Raw genomic sequence first — 16,127 nt, 5'->3', positions numbered from 1 at the left:
TCACCATGAAAGCCATTGAAATCACCGAATTCGGCGCCCCCGACGTGCTGAAGCTTGCGGAGCGTCCGCGCCCCGAACCGAAGCGCGGCGAGGTGCTGATCAAGGTGGCGGCTTCCGGCGTGAACCGGCCCGACGTATTCCAGCGCAAGGGCGCCTATGCGCCGCCGCCGGGCGCGTCGGACCTGCCGGGCCTCGAGGTCGCGGGCGAGATCGTCGGTGGCGACCTGTCGGATGCCGCGCTGAACCCGTTCGGCCTGAAGCTTGGCGATCGCGTGTGCGCGCTGCTCGCGGGCGGCGGCTACGCCGAGTATGCGGTCGCGCCGCTGCCGCAATGCCTGCCGGTGCCCGACGGGCTCACCGATATCGAGGCCGCGTCGCTGCCCGAAACGTTCTTCACCGTGTGGAGCAACGTGTTCGACCGTGCGCAGCTCGGTGCGGGCGAGGGCGGCGAGCAGGAAACGCTGCTCGTGCAGGGCGGCTCGAGCGGCATCGGCGTGACGGCGATCCAGGTCGCGCACGCGCTCGGCTTTCGCGTGTTCGCGACGGCCGGCACTGCCGACAAGTGCCGTGCGTGCGAGGTGCTCGGCGCGGAGCGCGCAATCAACTACAAGACCGAAGACTTCGTCGAGGTCGTGAAGTCGCTGACGCACGATCGCGGCGTCGACGTGATCCTCGACATGGTGGCGGGCTCGTACGTGCCGCGCGAGCTGTCCGCGCTCGCGGACGGTGGTCGTCTCGTGCTGATCGCGCTGCTCGGCGGCGCGAAGGCCGACGTCAACCTGAGCGAGATCCTGCGGCGCCGGCTGACGGTGACGGGTTCGACGCTGCGGCCGCGCCCGGTCGAGTTCAAGGCGCGCATCGCCGCGCAGTTGAAGGCGCGCGTGTGGCCGCTGATCGCCGACGGTCGCATCAAGCCGGTGATCTATCGTGTGCTGCCGGCCGCGGACGCCGCGCAGGCGCATGCGCTGATGGAAAGCAGCGAGCACACCGGCAAGATCGTGCTTGACTGGGGTACGAACGCCTGACGGTCCGTGTGGCCGGGCTTGACATGCGCGGTTTGACCGGTTCAAGCCGTGCGCAGTAAAATCGCGGGTTTGCTTCGCCAGATCAAACCTGACGGCCGGTTTCCGGCGCGTTAATGACACAGCGGTGACGAGACAGACACGATGTCGAAACAGAGAACTAAGCGGGTGATCGGCAACTGGAAGATGCACGGCCGGCTGGCCGGCAACCAGACGTTGCTGAACGAAGTGGTGCAGGGCGCGGACGCGGTGGCGGCCGAAACGTCGGTCGGCGTGTGCGTGCCGTTCCCGTATCTCGCGCAGGTTCAGGCGCAGCTCGACGGCGGCCGTGTCGCCTGGGGCGCGCAGGACGTGTCCGCGCACGAGCAGGGCGCGTTCACCGGCGAAGTGGCGGCTGCGATGGTCGCGGAGTTCGGTGCGCGCTATGCGATCGTCGGTCACTCCGAGCGTCGCGCGTATCACGGCGAACGCAACGAGACGGTCGCGGCGAAGACGCAGCGCGCGCTCGCGGCCGGCCTCACGCCGGTCGTGTGCGTCGGCGAGACGCTCGACGAGCGCGAGTCGGGTTCGACCGAGCAGGTCGTCGGTGCGCAGCTCGACGCGGTGCTGGCCGTGCTGACGGCCGACGAAGCTGCGCGCATCGTCGTCGCGTACGAGCCGGTCTGGGCGATCGGAACGGGCAAGAGCGCGACGTCGGCGCAGGCGCAGGACGTGCATGCGTTCCTGCGTGCGCGTCTCGTGGCGAAGGGCGCGGCAGACGTGTCCGTGCTGTACGGCGGCAGCGTGAAGCCGGACAACGCGGAAGAGCTGTTCGCGCAGCCGGACATCGACGGGGGCCTGATCGGCGGCGCGTCGCTGAAGGCGGAAGATTTCCTGGCGATCTGCCGGGCCGCGCGTTGAGCGGTCCGCGATCGAATTGAACCATGACGGCGGCCGGTCGATCCGGTCGCCCGATCCAATCGGGTGAGTGTGATGCTGTTATTCAAGACGCTGATTATTGTGGTGCAGGTTCTGTCTGCACTCGGTGTGATTGGTCTCGTGCTGCTGCAGCACGGCAAGGGTGCCGACATGGGCGCTGCATTCGGCAGCGGCGCGTCCGGCAGCCTGTTCGGTGCGACGGGCTCGGCGAACTTCCTGTCGCGCACGACGGGCATTCTCGCGACGATCTTTTTTGTCGCGACGCTCGCGCTGACGTACCTCGGTTCGTACAAGTCGACGCCGTCGGCAGGCGTGCTCGGCGCGGCAGCGACCGCACCGGCATCGGCGCCTGCAGCGTCGGCGCCGGCTGTCGCGGCATCCGCTGCCGCGGGTTCGGCTGCAAGCGCGCCGGGCCAGGATGTCCCGAAATAAAAAGTTAAAATTTTTGCGTTTGTGCGTTGAACAATTCCGGAAGCCGGGTTAGAATTTAAGTCTTGAAGCGATTCGCGGGAAATAAGTAGCACAACCCGAGTTGCATGCAGTGCCGACGTGGTGAAATTGGTAGACACGCTATCTTGAGGGGGTAGTGGCGAAAGCTGTGCGAGTTCGAGTCTCGCCGTCGGCACCAAAGTTACTCAATGCCAGCCGCTTCTAGTGGCTGGCATTTTTCATTTCTGGGGAGTGCTTGCGATTGTCTTGCGATCGCCTGCACTCCGAAATGATTCCTTCCGCCGGAAGTGGTATTCTCCGGACGCTCAGAACCAACCGATAGAGGATTGCCTTGAACCTCGCAGCCTATTACCCCGTCTTGTTGTTCCTCCTCGTGGGCACTGGTTTAGGTATAGCGCTGGTCAGCATCGGCAAGCTCCTTGGTCCCAACAAGCCGGACGTCGAGAAGAACGCACCGTACGAGTGCGGCTTCGAAGCCTTTGAAGACGCCCGGATGAAATTCGACGTCCGGTATTACCTCGTCGCCATCCTGTTCATCATCTTCGATCTCGAAACCGCATTCCTGTTTCCGTGGGGCGTCGCGCTCCGGGACATCGGCTGGCCGGGTTTCATCGCAATGATGATTTTTCTGCTCGAATTCCTGCTGGGCTTTGCCTATATCTGGAAGAAAGGCGGGCTCGACTGGGAGTGATGGGTTAATCGCCGGTTTGCATGGGCGGCCACGCTCGGTCGCTCGTCTGGAGTGGAAAGCAAATGAGTATCGAAGGGGTCTTGAAGGAAGGGTTTGTCACCACGACGGCTGACAAGCTGATCAACTGGACGCGTACCGGCTCGCTGTGGCCGATGACGTTCGGGCTTGCGTGTTGCGCCGTCGAGATGATGCATGCGGGCGCGGCCCGTTACGATCTGGACCGGTTCGGCGTCGTGTTTCGTCCGAGCCCGCGTCAATCGGACGTGATGATCGTGGCCGGCACGCTCTGCAACAAGATGGCGCCCGCACTGCGCCGCGTGTACGACCAGATGGCCGAGCCGCGCTGGGTGATCTCGATGGGGTCATGCGCGAACGGCGGTGGTTATTACCACTACTCGTACTCGGTGGTCCGCGGCTGCGACCGGATCGTGCCGGTCGACGTCTACGTGCCGGGCTGTCCGCCCACGGCCGAGGCGCTGGTCTACGGCGTGATCCAGCTTCAGGCGAAGATCCGCCGCACCAATACCATCGCCCGTCAATAAAGCCCCGAGCGTCCCCTCAATATGGCAAGCAAAATCGAGACCCTCAAGGCAAACCTCGAAGCCGCGCTCGGCGCGCGCGTGGTGAGCCTCACCGAAGCGATCGGTGAACTGACGCTCGTCGTGAAGGCGAGCGATTACCTCGAAGTCGCAAAGACGCTGCGCGACGATCCGAAGCTCCGTTTCGAGCAGCTGATCGACCTCTGCGGCGTCGACTACCAGACCTTCGGCGACGGCGCCTACGACGGCCCGCGTTTCGCGGCCGTGTCGCATCTGCTGTCGGTCACGAACAACTGGCGCCTGCGCCTGCGTGCGTTCGCGCCGGACGACGACCTGCCGATCGTGGCATCGCTGGTCGACATCTGGACCTCCGCGAACTGGTACGAGCGCGAAGCGTTCGACCTGTACGGCATCGTGTTCGAAGGCCACCCCGACCTGCGCCGCATCCTCACCGACTACGGCTTCATCGGTCACCCGTTCCGCAAGGACTTCCCGGTGTCGGGTTATGTCGAAATGCGTTACGACCCGGAAGAGAAGCGGGTCGTGTACCAGCCGGTGACGATCGAGCCGCGCGAAATCACGCCGCGCGTGATCCGCGAGGATCGCTATGGCGGTCTGAAACATTAAGGGGGCGTCATGGCAGAAATCAAGAACTACACGCTCAACTTCGGCCCGCAGCACCCGGCAGCGCACGGCGTGCTGCGCCTCGTGCTCGAGCTCGACGGCGAAGTCATCCAGCGTGCCGATCCGCACATCGGCCTGCTGCACCGCGCGACCGAAAAGCTCGCGGAATCCAAGACCTTCATCCAGTCCGTGCCGTACATGGACCGTCTCGACTACGTGTCGATGATGGTCAACGAGCACGGCTATGTGCTCGCGATCGAAAAGCTGCTCGGCATCGACGTGCCGGAGCGCGCGCAGTACATCCGCGTGCTGTTCGACGAGGTCACGCGCGTGCTGAACCACCTGATGTGGATCGGCGCACACGCACTCGACGTCGGCGCAATGGCCGTGTTCCTGTACGCATTCCGCGAACGCGAAGACCTGATGGACGTGTACGAAGCGGTGTCCGGCGCCCGGATGCACGCGGCGTACTACCGTCCGGGCGGCGTCTACCGCGATCTGCCTGACGCAATGCCGCAATACAAGGCGTCGAAGATTCGCAACGAGAAGGCGCTCGCGAGGATGAACGAAGCGCGCAGCGGCTCGGTGCTCGACTTCATCGACGATTTCTTCACGCGCTTCCCGAAGTGCGTCGACGAATACGAAACGCTGCTCACCGACAACCGGATCTGGAAGCAGCGTCTGGTCGGGATCGGCGTGGTCAGCCCCGAACGTGCGCTGCAGATGGGCCTGACGGGCCCGATGCTGCGCGGTTCGGGCATCGCGTGGGACCTCCGCAAGAAGCAGCCGTACGAAGTGTACGATCGCATGGATTTCGACGTGCCGGTCGGCGTGAACGGCGATTGCTACGACCGCTATCTGGTGCGCGTCGAAGAAATGCGCCAGTCGATCCGCATCGCGAAACAGTGTATTGAGTGGCTCCGCAAGAATCCGGGCCCGGTGATGACGGACAATCACAAGGTTGCACCGCCGTCGCGCGTCGGCATGAAGACCAACATGGAAGACTTGATTCACCACTTCAAGCTCTTCACCGAAGGTTTCCATGTGCCGGAAGGCGAAGCGTACGCGGCGGTCGAGCATCCGAAGGGCGAGTTCGGCATCTACCTCGTGTCGGACGGCGCCAACAAGCCGTATCGCCTCAAGATTCGCGCACCGGGTTTCGCGCACCTGGCGTCGCTCGACGAAATGGCGCGCGGCCACATGATCGCCGACGCCGTCACGATCATCGGTACGCAGGACATCGTGTTCGGCGAGATCGATCGTTAATGGTTGCGCAGCCCGCGCGAGCGGGCGGCGAGCAGTAAGTCACATGCGATGCGCGCTGAACCGGCGCGGCTTCGCAAGCTGTCAACAGAGTGAGCGCCAGGTCTGCCGTACATGCACCCCCAGTGTGCGGCAGGTTGTTCGTTCGGTAGGAATTGAAAGAGTCGTGTCTGAAAATGATCTCAGCTGAAGGCCTGAAGGAAATCGATCGAGCGTTGACGAAGTATCCCGCCGATCAGAAACAGTCCGCCGTGATGGCGGCGTTGGCCGTTGCTCAGGAAGAGCACGGCTGGCTGTCGCCCGAACTGATGCAGTTCGTTGCGGACTATCTCGGCATGCCGGCCGTCGCCGTGCAGGAAGTCGCGACGTTCTACACGATGTACGAGCTCAACCCGGTCGGCAAGCACAAGATCACGCTCTGCACGAACCTGCCGTGCCAGCTTGGCCCGCATGGCGGCGCGGAAGCGACTGCCGACTACCTGAAACAGAAGCTGGGCATCGGCTTCGGCGAGACCACGCCCGACGGCAAGTTCACGCTGAAGGAAGGCGAATGCATGGGCTCGTGCGGCGATGCGCCGGTGCTGCTGGTGAACAATCACAGAATGTGCAGCTTCATGAGCCGCGAGAAGATCGACCAGCTGCTTGAGGAGCTCTCGAAATGACGTCCCTCCACGACCGTCACATCAAACCGCTGATCCTCGCTGGTCTGAACGGCGAGAACTGGCATCTCGAAGACTACGTTGCGCGCGGCGGCTACAAGCAGCTGCGCCGCATTCTCGAAGAAAAGATTCCGCCTGAGCAGGTGATCGCCGACGTGAAGGCGTCGGGCCTGCGTGGCCGTGGCGGTGCGGGCTTCCCGACCGGCCTGAAGTGGAGCTTCATGCCGCGCCAGTTCCCGGGGCAGAAGTACCTCGTCTGCAACTCGGACGAAGGCGAACCGGGCACGTTCAAGGATCGCGACATCCTGCGCTGGAACCCGCACGCACTGATCGAAGGCATGGCCATCGGCGCGTACGCGATGGGCATCACCGTCGGCTACAACTACATCCACGGCGAAATCTTCGAAGTGTATCGACGCTTCGAGGCCGCGCTCGATGAAGCGCGCGCCGCAGGCTTCCTCGGCGACCACATCATGGGCTCCGAATTCTCGTTCCAGCTGCACGCGCACCACGGTTACGGCGCGTACATCTGCGGCGAAGAAACGGCGCTGCTCGAGTCGCTCGAAGGCAAGAAGGGCCAGCCGCGCTTCAAGCCGCCGTTCCCGGCGAGCTTCGGCGTGTACGGCAAGCCGACCACGATCAACAACACCGAGACGTTCGCCGCGGTGCCGTTCCTGCTGTCCATCGGGCCGCAGAATTACCTCGAGATCGGCAAGCCGAACAACGGCGGCACGAAGATTTTCTCGGTGTCGGGCGACGTCGAGCGTCCGGGCAACTATGAAGTGCCGCTCGGCACGCCGTTCGCGACGCTGATGGAGCTCGCCGGCGGGATGCGCGGCGGCAAGAAGATCAAGGCCGTGATTCCGGGCGGTTCGTCGGCACCGGTGATCCCGGGCGACATCATGATGCAGACCGATCTCGACTACGATTCGATCGCGAAGGCGGGCTCGATGCTCGGTTCCGGCGCGGTGATCGTGATGGACGAGACGCGCTGCATGGTGCGCTCGCTGCTGCGCCTGTCGTACTTCTACTACGAGGAGTCGTGCGGCCAGTGCACGCCGTGCCGTGAAGGCACCGGCTGGCTGTATCGCGTCGTGAACCGTATCGAGCACGGCGAAGGCCGCCAGGAAGATCTGGACCTGCTGAACTCGGTTGCCGAGAACATCATGGGCCGCACGATCTGTGCGCTCGGCGATGCGGCGGCGATGCCGGTACGCGGGATGCTCAAGCACTACTGGGACGAATTCGCGTACCACGTCGAGCACAAGCACTGCATGGTCGGCGGCCACGCGCACGCGGCTGCGGCCTGAAGCGAACCCGGTTGCGGAATTTGAGCGCACGGTCGGGCGAAGGCGCGAACGGGCGGAAATAGGTTAAGGACCATTCACCATCATGGTTGAACTTGAAATAGACGGCAAGAAGGTCGAGGTGCCCGAAGGCAGCATGGTGATCCAGGCTGCGCATAAGGCGGATACGTACATTCCTCACTTCTGCTATCACAAGAAACTGTCGGTTGCGGCCAACTGCCGGATGTGTCTCGTCGAAGTCGAGAAGATGCCGAAGGCCGTGCCTGCCTGCGCGACTCCCGTGTCGGCCGGCATGATCGTCCGCACGCAGTCCGACAAGGCCGTGAAGGCGCAGCAGTCGGTGATGGAATTCCTCCTCATCAATCACCCGCTCGATTGCCCGATCTGCGATCAGGGCGGCGAATGCCAGCTGCAGGATCTGGCGGTCGGCTACGGCAAGTCGTCGTCGCGCTACTCGGAAGAAAAGCGCGTGGTGTTCCACAAGAACGTGGGCCCGCTGATCTCGATGGAAGAAATGTCGCGTTGCATCCACTGCACGCGCTGCGTCCGCTTCGGCCAGGAAATCGCCGGCGTGATGGAGTTCGGCATGCTGGGCCGCGGCGAGCACTCGGAAATCACGACGTTCGTCGGCAAGACGGTCGACTCCGAGATGTCGGGCAACATGATCGACCTGTGCCCGGTCGGCGCGCTGACCAGCAAGCCGTTCCGCTACAGCGCCCGTACGTGGGAACTGTCGCGCCGCAAGTCGGTGAGCCCGCACGATTCCGTCGGCGCGAACCTCGTCGTGCAGGTGAAGAACAACCGCGTGATGCGCGTGCTGCCGTTCGAGAACGAAGCGATCAACGAATGCTGGATCTCGGACAAGGACCGCTTCTCGTATGAAGGCCTCAACAGCGAAGAGCGCCTGACGAAGCCGATGCTGAAGCAGGGCGGCCAGTGGATCGAAACCGACTGGCAGACCGCGCTCGAATACGTCGCGAAGGGCCTGAAGGGTATCGCCGCAGATCACGGCGCGAACGCGCTGGCGATGCTCGCGAGCGCGCACAGCACCGCTGAAGAGTTGTTCCTCGTGAAGCAGCTCGCCAACGAACTGAAGACGCCGAACGTCGATTTCCGTCTGCGTCAGCAGGATTTCTCGGCGCCGGTCCAGGGCGCACCGTGGCTCGGCATGCCGATCGCCGACCTGTCGAACGTGGACGCCGCGTTCGTCGTCGGTTCGTTCCTGCGCCGCGACCACCCGCTGTTCGCCGCTCGCCTGCGCCAGGCCGCGAAGAACGGCGCGAAGCTGCACTTCCTGCACGCAACCGGTGACGACGCACTGATCCCGACCGCGCAGCGCATCGTCGCCGCGCCGTCGGCATGGCTCGACGAGCTGGCCGGCATCGCCGCGGCCGTCGCGCAACTGCGCGGCGTCGCGCTGCCCGACACGCTCGCGGGCGTCACCGCATCGCCGGCTGCACAGACGGTCGCTCAAGCGCTCGCGAACGGCGAACGCCGCGCGGTGCTGCTCGGCAACGTCGCGGTCCGTCATCCGGAATTCGCGAAGCTGCACGCGGTCGCCCAGTGGATCGCCGACAACACCGGCGCCACGTTCGGCTTCCTGACGGAAGCGGCGAACACGGTCGGTGCGCACGTCGTCGGCGCGCTGCCGGGCGAAGGCGGCCTGAATGCACGCGAAGCGTTCGCGCAACCGCGCAAGGGCTACGTGCTGCTGAACGTCGAACCGGAATTCGATACGGCCGATCCGGCGCAGGCGCTTGCCGCGCTGAACCAGGCGGAGATGGTCGTCGTGATGTCGCCGTTCAAGCACGGCCTCGACTACGCCGACGTGCTGCTGCCGGTTGCGCCGTTCACGGAAACGGCCGGCACGTTCGTCAACGCGGAAGGCACCGTGCAGAGCTTCAACGGCGTCGTGCGCCCGCTCGGCGACACGCGTCCGGCCTGGAAGGTGCTGCGCGTGCTCGGCAGCCTGCTCGGCCTGCCGAACTTCGAATACGAGACGGCGGAAGAAGTGCGTATCGCCGCGCTCGGCGACGCCGGTGTCGCGGGCCGTCTGTCGAACCAGACGTCGGTCGCGCCGGTGCGCATCGCGGCGAATGCCGCGAACGGCGGCTTCGAGCGCCTGGCCGATGTACCGATCTATCACGCCGACGCGCTCGTGCGCCGCGCAGGTGCGCTGCACCTGACGGCCGCCGCAAAGGCGGCGAATGCCGCAGCCCTGCCGGCCGCGCTGTTCGACAAGCTGGGCTTGAAGGAAGGCGACGCCGTGCGCGTGCGCCAGGGCGAGCGTGCGGTGCAGTTGCCGGCCGTGCGCGACGCGAATCTTGCGGAGACGGTCGTTCGCGTGTCGGCGGCAACGCCTGCCGGCGCAGCGCTCGGCAGCCTGTCCGGTGAACTGGTGGTGGAGAAGGCGTAAATGAGCTTGTTCGATACGATCAACGCGGGCGGAGCCCAGCTTCTCGGCTTTGCGTGGCCGACGGTGTGGGCAATCGTGCGCATCCTCGTCGTCTCCGTCGTCATCCTGCTGTGCGTCGCGTACCTGATTCTGTGGGAACGCAAGCTGATCGGCTGGATGCACGTGCGTCTCGGTCCGAACCGCGTCGGCCCCGGCGGCTTGCTGCAGCCGATCGCCGACGTGCTGAAGCTGCTGCTGAAGGAAGTCATTCAGCCGAGCGCCGCCAGCCGCTGGCTGTACCTGATCGCGCCGGTCATGACCGTCGTGCCGGCGTTCGCGGTGTGGGCCGTGATCCCGTTCCAGGCCCAGGCCGTGCTCGCGAACATCAACGCGGGCCTGCTGTACGCGATGGCGATCTCGTCGATCGGCGTGTACGCGGTGATTCTCGCGGGCTGGGCGTCGAACTCGAAGTACGCGTTCCTCGGTGCGATGCGCGCCGCGGCGCAGATGGTCTCGTACGAAATCTCGATGGGCTTCGCGCTGGTGCTCGTGCTGATGACGGCCGGCAGCCTGAACATGTCGGAAATCGTCAACTCGCAGCAGCATGGCTTCTTCGCGGGCCACGGCGTGAACTTCCTGTCGTGGAACTGGCTGCCGCTCCTGCCGGCGTTCGTCGTCTACTTCATCTCGGGCATCGCCGAAACGAACCGTCACCCGTTCGACGTGGTGGAAGGGGAGTCGGAGATCGTCGCGGGTCACATGATCGATTACTCGGGCATGGCGTTCGCGCTGTTCTTCCTCGCCGAGTACATCAACATGATCGTGATCTCGGCGCTGGCTGCGACGCTGTTCCTCGGCGGCTGGGATGCACCGTTCGAGTTCCTGTCGTTCATTCCGGGCATCTTCTGGCTGGTGCTGAAGGTCTTCGCACTGCTGTCGGTGTTCATCTGGGTTCGCGCGACGTTCCCGCGCTACCGTTACGACCAGATCATGCGCCTGGGCTGGAAGGTGTTCCTGCCCGTCACGGTGATCTGGGTGGTCGTGGTCGGCTTCTGGATGATGTCGCCGCTCAACATCTGGGTGAAGTAATCGGACGAAATCATGACGGCAATCCAACACTTCTTTAAGACCTTCTTCCTGACCGAGCTGCTGAAGGGGCTCGCGCTGACCGGTCGTTACACGTTCAAGCGCAAGTTCACCGTGCAGTTTCCGGAAGAGAAGACCCCGATTTCGCCGCGTTTTCGCGGGCTGCATGCGCTGCGCCGCTATGAGAACGGCGAAGAGCGCTGCATCGCGTGCAAGCTGTGCGAGGCCGTGTGCCCCGCGATGGCGATCACGATCGAATCGGAAACGCGTGCGGACAACACGCGCCGCACGACGCGCTACGACATCGACCTGACGAAGTGCATCTTCTGCGGTTTCTGCGAAGAGAGCTGCCCGGTCGATTCGATCGTCGAGACGCAGATTCTCGAGTACCACGGCGAAAAGCGCGGCGACCTGTATTTCACGAAGGAAATGCTGCTTGCAGTGGGCGATCGCTACGAGAAGGACATCGCCGCGGCGAAGGCTGCCGACGCGCCGTATCGTTGATTGTGTTTGCAGTGCCGGCCCGAAGCACGGGCCGAGCCGCCGCGACGGGTGCGGGCGTCCCGCAAGCCGCGCCTGACTATGGCCTAACGATGAACCGGTAATCATGGAATTCACGACCGTACTGTTCTACATCTTCGCGCTGCTCCTGGTGGTATCAGGGCTGAAGGTGATCACTTCGCGCAACCCCGTGGCGTCTGCGCTTTTCCTTGTGCTGGCGTTCTTCAACGCCGCCGCGATCTGGATGCTGCTGGAAGCGGAGTTCCTCGCGATCCTGCTGGTGCTGGTGTACGTGGGCGCCGTGATGGTGCTGTTCCTGTTCGTCGTGATGATGCTGGACATCAACATCGATTACCTGCGCCGCGACTTCAAGCGTTTCGTACCGATGGCGACCGTGGTCGGCGCGATCATCGTGATCGAGACCGCGCTGATCCTGTGGCGCGGCTACGGCGACACCCAAACGGTGCACGCGATGGCGACGGGCGAGATGGCCAACTGGTCGAACACGCGACTGATCGGCAAGGTGATCTACACCGACTACATCTTCGCGTTCGAAATCGCCGGCCTCGTGCTGCTGGTCGCGATCATTGCCGCGATCGGGCTGACCGAGCGCAAGGGCAAGGACAGCAAGCGCCAGCGCGTGTCGGATCAGGTCAAGGTGCGCCGCAACGATCGCGTGCGCCTCGTGAAGATGGAAGCGGAAAAGCCGCAGCCGGAAACGGCGCAGAGCGAAGCCGGTACGAGCACCAACGGCTAAGCGGAGGAAAGAAAACCATGTTGACTCTTGCTCACTACCTCGTGCTCGGCGCGATCCTCTTTGCGATCGCGATCGTCGGGATCTTCCTGAACCGCCGCAACATCATCATCATCCTGATGGCGATCGAACTGATGCTGCTGGCGGTGAATACCAACTTCGTCGCGTTCTCGCACTACCTCGGCGATGTGCACGGCCAGATCTTCGTGTTCTTCGTGCTGACGGTCGCCGCAGCGGAAGCCGCGATCGGCCTCGCGATTCTGGTGACCCTGTTCCGTAAGCTCGACACGATCAATGTCGAGGATCTCGATCAGCTCAAAGGTTAATTTCAGGCAACGCTGTTATGTCAACGACACTCAATGAAAACCTGCTGCTGGCGATTCCGCTCGCTCCGCTGGCCGGCTCGCTGATTGCGGGGCTGTTCGGGAACGCAGTCGGGCGCAAGGGCGCACACCGGATCACGATCCTCGGCGTAATGATCGCGTTCCTCCTGTCGGCGAAAGTCTTCGTCGACGTGATGGGTGGCGCGAGCTTCAACGCGACCATCTACGAATGGATGCGGGTCGGTTCGCTGAAGCTCGAAGTCGGCTTCCTCGTCGATTCGATGACCGCGATGATGATGGTCGTCGTGACCTTCGTGTCGCTGATGGTGCACATCTACACGATCGGCTACATGTCGGAAGAAGACGGCTACCAGCGCTTCTTCTCGTACATCTCGCTGTTCACGTTCTCGATGCTGATGCTCGTGATGAGCAACAACTTCCTGCAGCTGTTCTTCGGCTGGGAAGCGGTGGGTCTGGTGTCGTACCTGCTGATCGGCTTCTACTTCACGCGTGAGAGCGCGATCTACGCGAACATGAAGGCGTTCCTCGTGAACCGCGTGGGCGACTTCGGCTTCCTGCTTGGCATCGGCCTGCTGCTCGCATTCGCCGGCTCGATGAACTATGGCGAAGTGTTCGCGAAGCGCGCGGAGCTCGCGAGCCTGCACTTCCCGGGCACCGACTGGGGCCTGCTGACCGTCGCCTGTATCTGCCTGTTCATCGGCGCGATGGGTAAATCGGCCCAGTTCCCGCTGCACGTGTGGCTGCCGGACTCGATGGAAGGCCCGACCCCGATCTCGGCGCTGATTCACGCGGCGACGATGGTGACGGCCGGCATCTTCATGGTGTCGCGCATGTCGCCGCTGTTCGAGCTGTCGGACACCGCGCTGTCGTTCGTCACGGTGATCGGCGCGATCACGGCGCTGTTCATGGGTTTCCTCGGCATCATCCAGAACGACATCAAGCGCGTGGTCGCGTATTCGACGCTGTCGCAGCTCGGCTACATGACGGTCGCGCTCGGCGTGTCCGCATACCCGGTCGCGCTGTTCCACCTGATGACGCACGCGTTCTTCAAGGCGCTGCTGTTCCTCGCCGCGGGCTCGGTGATCATCGGCATGCACCACGACCAGGACATCCGCAACATGGGCGGCCTGCGCAAGTACATGCCGATCACGTGGATTACGTCGCTGATCGGCTCGCTCGCACTGATCGGCACGCCGTTCTTCTCGGGCTTCTACTCGAAGGATTCGATCATCGAGGCCGTGAAGGAATCGCATCTCGCGGGTTCGGGCTTCGCGTACTTCGCAGTGGTCGCGAGCGTGTTCGTCACGGCGCTGTACTCGTTCCGCATGTACTTCCTCGTGTTCCACGGCGAAGAGCGCTTCCGCAACCCGAAGCATCCTGAATCGCCGATGGGCATGGCGGCCGCGCATGGTCACGACGATCACGGTCACGACGATCACGGCCACGGCCACGACGACCACGCGCACGAACCGCACGAGACCCCGTGGGTCGTGTGGCTGCCGCTCGTGCTGCTCGCGATTCCGTCGGTCATCGTCGGTGCGATCGCGATCGGCCCGATGCTGTACGGCAGCTTCTTCGAACATGGCGTGGCATTCGACAAGGTGATCTTCATCGGCGAAAACCACCCGGGCCTCGAAGAGTTGGGCAAGGAATTCCACGGCTGGGCCGCGATGGGCCTGCACTCGCTGACGACGCTGCCGTTGTGGCTCGCGATCGCCGGCGTCGTGGTCGCGTGGTTCCTGTACCTGAAGCGTCCTGAGCTGCCTGCCGTGATCCGCCGCGCATTCGGCCCGATCTACACGCTGCTCGACAACAAGTACTACATGGACAAGATCAACGAGGTGGTGTTTGCCAAGGGCTCGGTCGCAATCGGCCGCGGCCTGTGGAAAGAGGGCGATGTCGTGGTGATCGACGGCCTCGTCAACGGCAGCGCCCGGTTCATCGGCTGGTTCGCCGGCGTGATCCGCTTCCTCCAATCCGGTTACATCTATCACTACGCGTTCGCCATGATCATCGGCATGCTGGGGCTCCTGACCCTGTTTGTAACGCTCGGCGGCAAATAAGGCGAGGGGACAAGAACAATGCACGCTTTTCCGATTCTCAGTACCGCGATCTGGCTGCCGATCGTTTTCGGCCTCCTCGTGCTCGCGGTGGGTAACGACAAAAATCCGGGGCCGGCGCGCTGGCTCGCGCTGATCGGCTCGCTGCTCGGCCTCGCCGTGACGATTCCGCTCATCACCGGCTTCGACGCGAGCACGGCCGCGCTGCAGTTCGTCGAGCAGTCGACGTGGATCGAGCGCTTCAACATCTCGTATCACCTCGGCGTCGACGGCATCTCGATGTGGTTCGTCGTGCTGACCGCGCTCATTACCGTGATCGTCGTGATCGCGGGCTGGGAAGTGATCACCGAGCACGTGTCGCAGTACCTCGCGGCGTTCCTGATCCTGTCCGGGATCATGATCGGCGTGTTCTCGGCGGCCGACGGCCTGCTGTTCTACGTGTTCTTCGAAGCGACCCTGATCCCGATGTACATCATCATCGGTGTGTGGGGCGGCCCGAACCGCGTGTATGCGGCGTTCAAGTTCTTCCTGTACACGCTGGCCGGCTCGCTGCTGATGCTGGTCGCGCTGATCTACCTGTACACGGAAACGCACTCGTTCGACCTCGCGACGTGGCAGAACGCGAAGATCGCGATGACGCCACAGATCCTGCTGTTCATCGCGTTCTTCCTTGCGTTCGCGGTGAAGGTGCCGATGTGGCCGGTGCACACCTGGCTGCCGGACGCGCACGTGGAAGCGCCGACGGGCGGTTCGGTCGTGCTGGCCGCGATCATGCTGAAGCTCGGCGCGTACGGTTTCCTGCGCTTCTCGCTGCCGATCACGCCTGACGCGAGCCACTTCCTGGCACCCGTCGTGATCACGCTGTCGCTGATCGCGGTGATCTACATCGGCCTCGTCGCGATGGTGCAGGCCGACATGAAGAAGCTGGTCGCATATTCGTCGATCGCGCACATGGGCTTCGTCACGCTCGGCTTCTTCATCTTCAACCAGCTCGGCGTCGAAGGCGCGATCATCCAGATGATCTCGCACGGCTTCGTGTCGGGCGCGATGTTCCTCTGCATCGGCGTGCTGTACGACCGCGTGCACTCGCGCGAGATCGCCGACTACGGCGGTGTCGTGAACGTGATGCCGAAGTTCGCGGCGTTCGCGATGCTGTTCTCGATGGCCAACTGCGGCCTGCCGGGTACGTCGGGTTTCGTCGGCGAGTTCATGGTGATTCTCGCGGCCGTCCAGTACAACTTCTGGATCGCATTCGGCGCGGCATTCACGCTGATCCTCGGCGCCGCATACACGCTGTGGATGTACAAGCGCGTGTACTTCGGCGCGGTTGCGAACGATCACGTCGCCAAGCTGAAGGACATCGGCCGTCGCGAATTCCTGATGCTGGCCGTGCTCGCCGCGTTCACGATGCTGATGGGCCTGTATCCGAAGCCTTTCACGGACGTGATGCACGTTTCCGTGGAAAACCTCCTCTCCCACGTCGCGCAGTCCAAGCTGCCGCTGGCCCAGTAATC

The 16,127-nt window shown here is 63.6% G+C and carries 16 protein-coding genes and 1 tRNA gene; all 17 read left to right on the top strand.

The annotated features are described in order from the left end of the window. The first annotated feature begins 5 nt into the window (after positions 1-5). The 17 genes from R9B84_RS11895 (at position 6) to R9B84_RS11815 (ending at position 16,125) form a co-directional block, all read left to right on the top strand. A complete protein-coding gene (locus tag R9B84_RS11895; RefSeq protein ID WP_423758101.1) occupies positions 6-1,025 on the top strand; it encodes an NAD(P)H-quinone oxidoreductase in 1,020 nt (339 codons plus the stop codon). A gap of 141 nt (positions 1,026-1,166) precedes the next feature. Beyond that, positions 1,167-1,922 carry a triose-phosphate isomerase gene (gene tpiA / locus R9B84_RS11890; protein WP_423758100.1) on the top strand — a complete coding sequence of 252 codons (756 nt, stop codon included), beginning with the start codon at positions 1,167-1,169 and terminating at the stop codon, positions 1,920-1,922. A gap of 72 nt (positions 1,923-1,994) precedes the next feature. After that, positions 1,995-2,372, top strand: a complete 378-nt coding sequence (gene secG, locus R9B84_RS11885) for a preprotein translocase subunit SecG (protein ID WP_047898610.1) — start codon at positions 1,995-1,997, stop codon at positions 2,370-2,372. A 111-nt stretch (positions 2,373-2,483) separates the two neighbouring features. Continuing rightward, positions 2,484-2,568, top strand: a tRNA-Leu gene (locus R9B84_RS11880). Between the two features lie 153 nt (positions 2,569-2,721). Further along, a complete protein-coding gene (locus R9B84_RS11875) occupies positions 2,722-3,081 on the top strand; it encodes an NADH-quinone oxidoreductase subunit A (RefSeq protein ID WP_006398798.1) in 360 nt (119 codons plus the stop codon). Positions 3,082-3,143: 62 nt separating this feature from the next. Then, positions 3,144-3,623 (top strand): NuoB/complex I 20 kDa subunit family protein, encoded by a 480-nt coding sequence (locus tag R9B84_RS11870; RefSeq protein ID WP_006398799.1) that lies wholly within the window; start codon positions 3,144-3,146, stop codon positions 3,621-3,623. Between the two features lie 21 nt (positions 3,624-3,644). Further along, positions 3,645-4,247: an NADH-quinone oxidoreductase subunit C gene (locus R9B84_RS11865; RefSeq protein ID WP_006478264.1), complete on the top strand. Its 603-nt coding sequence runs from the start codon at positions 3,645-3,647 to the stop codon at positions 4,245-4,247. A 9-nt stretch (positions 4,248-4,256) separates the two neighbouring features. Then, on the top strand, positions 4,257-5,510 hold the full coding sequence (locus tag R9B84_RS11860; RefSeq protein ID WP_096471388.1) for an NADH-quinone oxidoreductase subunit D: 1,254 nt from the start codon (positions 4,257-4,259) through the stop codon (positions 5,508-5,510). Between the two features lie 173 nt (positions 5,511-5,683). Next, a complete protein-coding gene (gene nuoE, locus R9B84_RS11855) occupies positions 5,684-6,169 on the top strand; it encodes an NADH-quinone oxidoreductase subunit NuoE (protein ID WP_423758099.1) in 486 nt (161 codons plus the stop codon). Then, positions 6,166-7,476 (top strand): NADH-quinone oxidoreductase subunit NuoF, encoded by a 1,311-nt coding sequence (gene nuoF / locus R9B84_RS11850; RefSeq protein ID WP_034184889.1) that lies wholly within the window; start codon positions 6,166-6,168, stop codon positions 7,474-7,476. The genes nuoE and nuoF overlap by 4 nt, the downstream gene beginning before the upstream one ends. An 82-nt stretch (positions 7,477-7,558) precedes the next feature. Continuing rightward, positions 7,559-9,889 carry an NADH-quinone oxidoreductase subunit NuoG gene (gene nuoG / locus R9B84_RS11845; RefSeq protein WP_423758098.1) on the top strand — a complete coding sequence of 777 codons (2,331 nt, stop codon included), beginning with the start codon at positions 7,559-7,561 and terminating at the stop codon, positions 9,887-9,889. Then, positions 9,890-10,957: an NADH-quinone oxidoreductase subunit NuoH gene (nuoH, locus tag R9B84_RS11840; RefSeq protein WP_423758097.1), complete on the top strand. Its 1,068-nt coding sequence runs from the start codon at positions 9,890-9,892 to the stop codon at positions 10,955-10,957. 12 nt (positions 10,958-10,969) lie between these two features. Beyond that, complete coding sequence (gene nuoI / locus R9B84_RS11835; protein WP_009691265.1) at positions 10,970-11,458, top strand: NADH-quinone oxidoreductase subunit NuoI; 489 nt, start codon at positions 10,970-10,972, stop codon at positions 11,456-11,458. 103 nt (positions 11,459-11,561) lie between these two features. After that, positions 11,562-12,212 carry an NADH-quinone oxidoreductase subunit J gene (locus R9B84_RS11830; protein ID WP_085042062.1) on the top strand — a complete coding sequence of 217 codons (651 nt, stop codon included), beginning with the start codon at positions 11,562-11,564 and terminating at the stop codon, positions 12,210-12,212. 17 nt (positions 12,213-12,229) lie between these two features. Further along, a complete protein-coding gene (gene nuoK, locus R9B84_RS11825) occupies positions 12,230-12,535 on the top strand; it encodes an NADH-quinone oxidoreductase subunit NuoK (protein ID WP_004185739.1) in 306 nt (101 codons plus the stop codon). 17 nt (positions 12,536-12,552) lie between these two features. Beyond that, on the top strand, positions 12,553-14,616 hold the full coding sequence (gene nuoL, locus R9B84_RS11820; protein ID WP_047898605.1) for an NADH-quinone oxidoreductase subunit L: 2,064 nt from the start codon (positions 12,553-12,555) through the stop codon (positions 14,614-14,616). A gap of 18 nt (positions 14,617-14,634) precedes the next feature. After that, a complete protein-coding gene (locus R9B84_RS11815; RefSeq protein WP_423758096.1) occupies positions 14,635-16,125 on the top strand; it encodes an NADH-quinone oxidoreductase subunit M in 1,491 nt (496 codons plus the stop codon). The last annotated feature ends 2 nt before the right edge of the window (positions 16,126-16,127 follow it).

The sequence above is a fragment of the Burkholderia sp. NLJ2 genome (assembly GCF_049487195.1).
GTDB classification, from domain to species: Bacteria; Pseudomonadota; Gammaproteobacteria; order Burkholderiales; family Burkholderiaceae; genus Burkholderia; species Burkholderia pyrrocinia.
This window is presented reverse-complemented; position numbering and strand designations above follow the sequence as displayed.

Excerpts from the sequence above, each read along its gene's own strand:
- R9B84_RS11895 (WP_423758101.1), top strand. The coding sequence starts at position 6 with ATGAAAGCCATTGAAATCACCGAATTCGGCGCCCCCGACGTGCTGAAG.
- tpiA (WP_423758100.1), top strand. The coding sequence starts at position 1,167 with ATGTCGAAACAGAGAACTAAGCGGGTGATCGGCAACTGGAAGATGCAC.
- secG (WP_047898610.1), top strand. The coding sequence starts at position 1,995 with ATGCTGTTATTCAAGACGCTGATTATTGTGGTGCAGGTTCTGTCTGCA.
- R9B84_RS11870 (WP_006398799.1), top strand. The coding sequence starts at position 3,144 with ATGAGTATCGAAGGGGTCTTGAAGGAAGGGTTTGTCACCACGACGGCT.
- R9B84_RS11865 (WP_006478264.1), top strand. The coding sequence starts at position 3,645 with ATGGCAAGCAAAATCGAGACCCTCAAGGCAAACCTCGAAGCCGCGCTC.
- R9B84_RS11860 (WP_096471388.1), top strand. The coding sequence starts at position 4,257 with ATGGCAGAAATCAAGAACTACACGCTCAACTTCGGCCCGCAGCACCCG.
- nuoE (WP_423758099.1), top strand. The coding sequence starts at position 5,684 with ATGATCTCAGCTGAAGGCCTGAAGGAAATCGATCGAGCGTTGACGAAG.
- nuoF (WP_034184889.1), top strand. The coding sequence starts at position 6,166 with ATGACGTCCCTCCACGACCGTCACATCAAACCGCTGATCCTCGCTGGT.
- nuoG (WP_423758098.1), top strand. The coding sequence starts at position 7,559 with ATGGTTGAACTTGAAATAGACGGCAAGAAGGTCGAGGTGCCCGAAGGC.
- nuoH (WP_423758097.1), top strand. The coding sequence starts at position 9,890 with ATGAGCTTGTTCGATACGATCAACGCGGGCGGAGCCCAGCTTCTCGGC.
- nuoI (WP_009691265.1), top strand. The coding sequence starts at position 10,970 with ATGACGGCAATCCAACACTTCTTTAAGACCTTCTTCCTGACCGAGCTG.
- R9B84_RS11830 (WP_085042062.1), top strand. The coding sequence starts at position 11,562 with ATGGAATTCACGACCGTACTGTTCTACATCTTCGCGCTGCTCCTGGTG.
- nuoK (WP_004185739.1), top strand. The coding sequence starts at position 12,230 with ATGTTGACTCTTGCTCACTACCTCGTGCTCGGCGCGATCCTCTTTGCG.
- nuoL (WP_047898605.1), top strand. The coding sequence starts at position 12,553 with ATGTCAACGACACTCAATGAAAACCTGCTGCTGGCGATTCCGCTCGCT.
- R9B84_RS11815 (WP_423758096.1), top strand. The coding sequence starts at position 14,635 with ATGCACGCTTTTCCGATTCTCAGTACCGCGATCTGGCTGCCGATCGTT.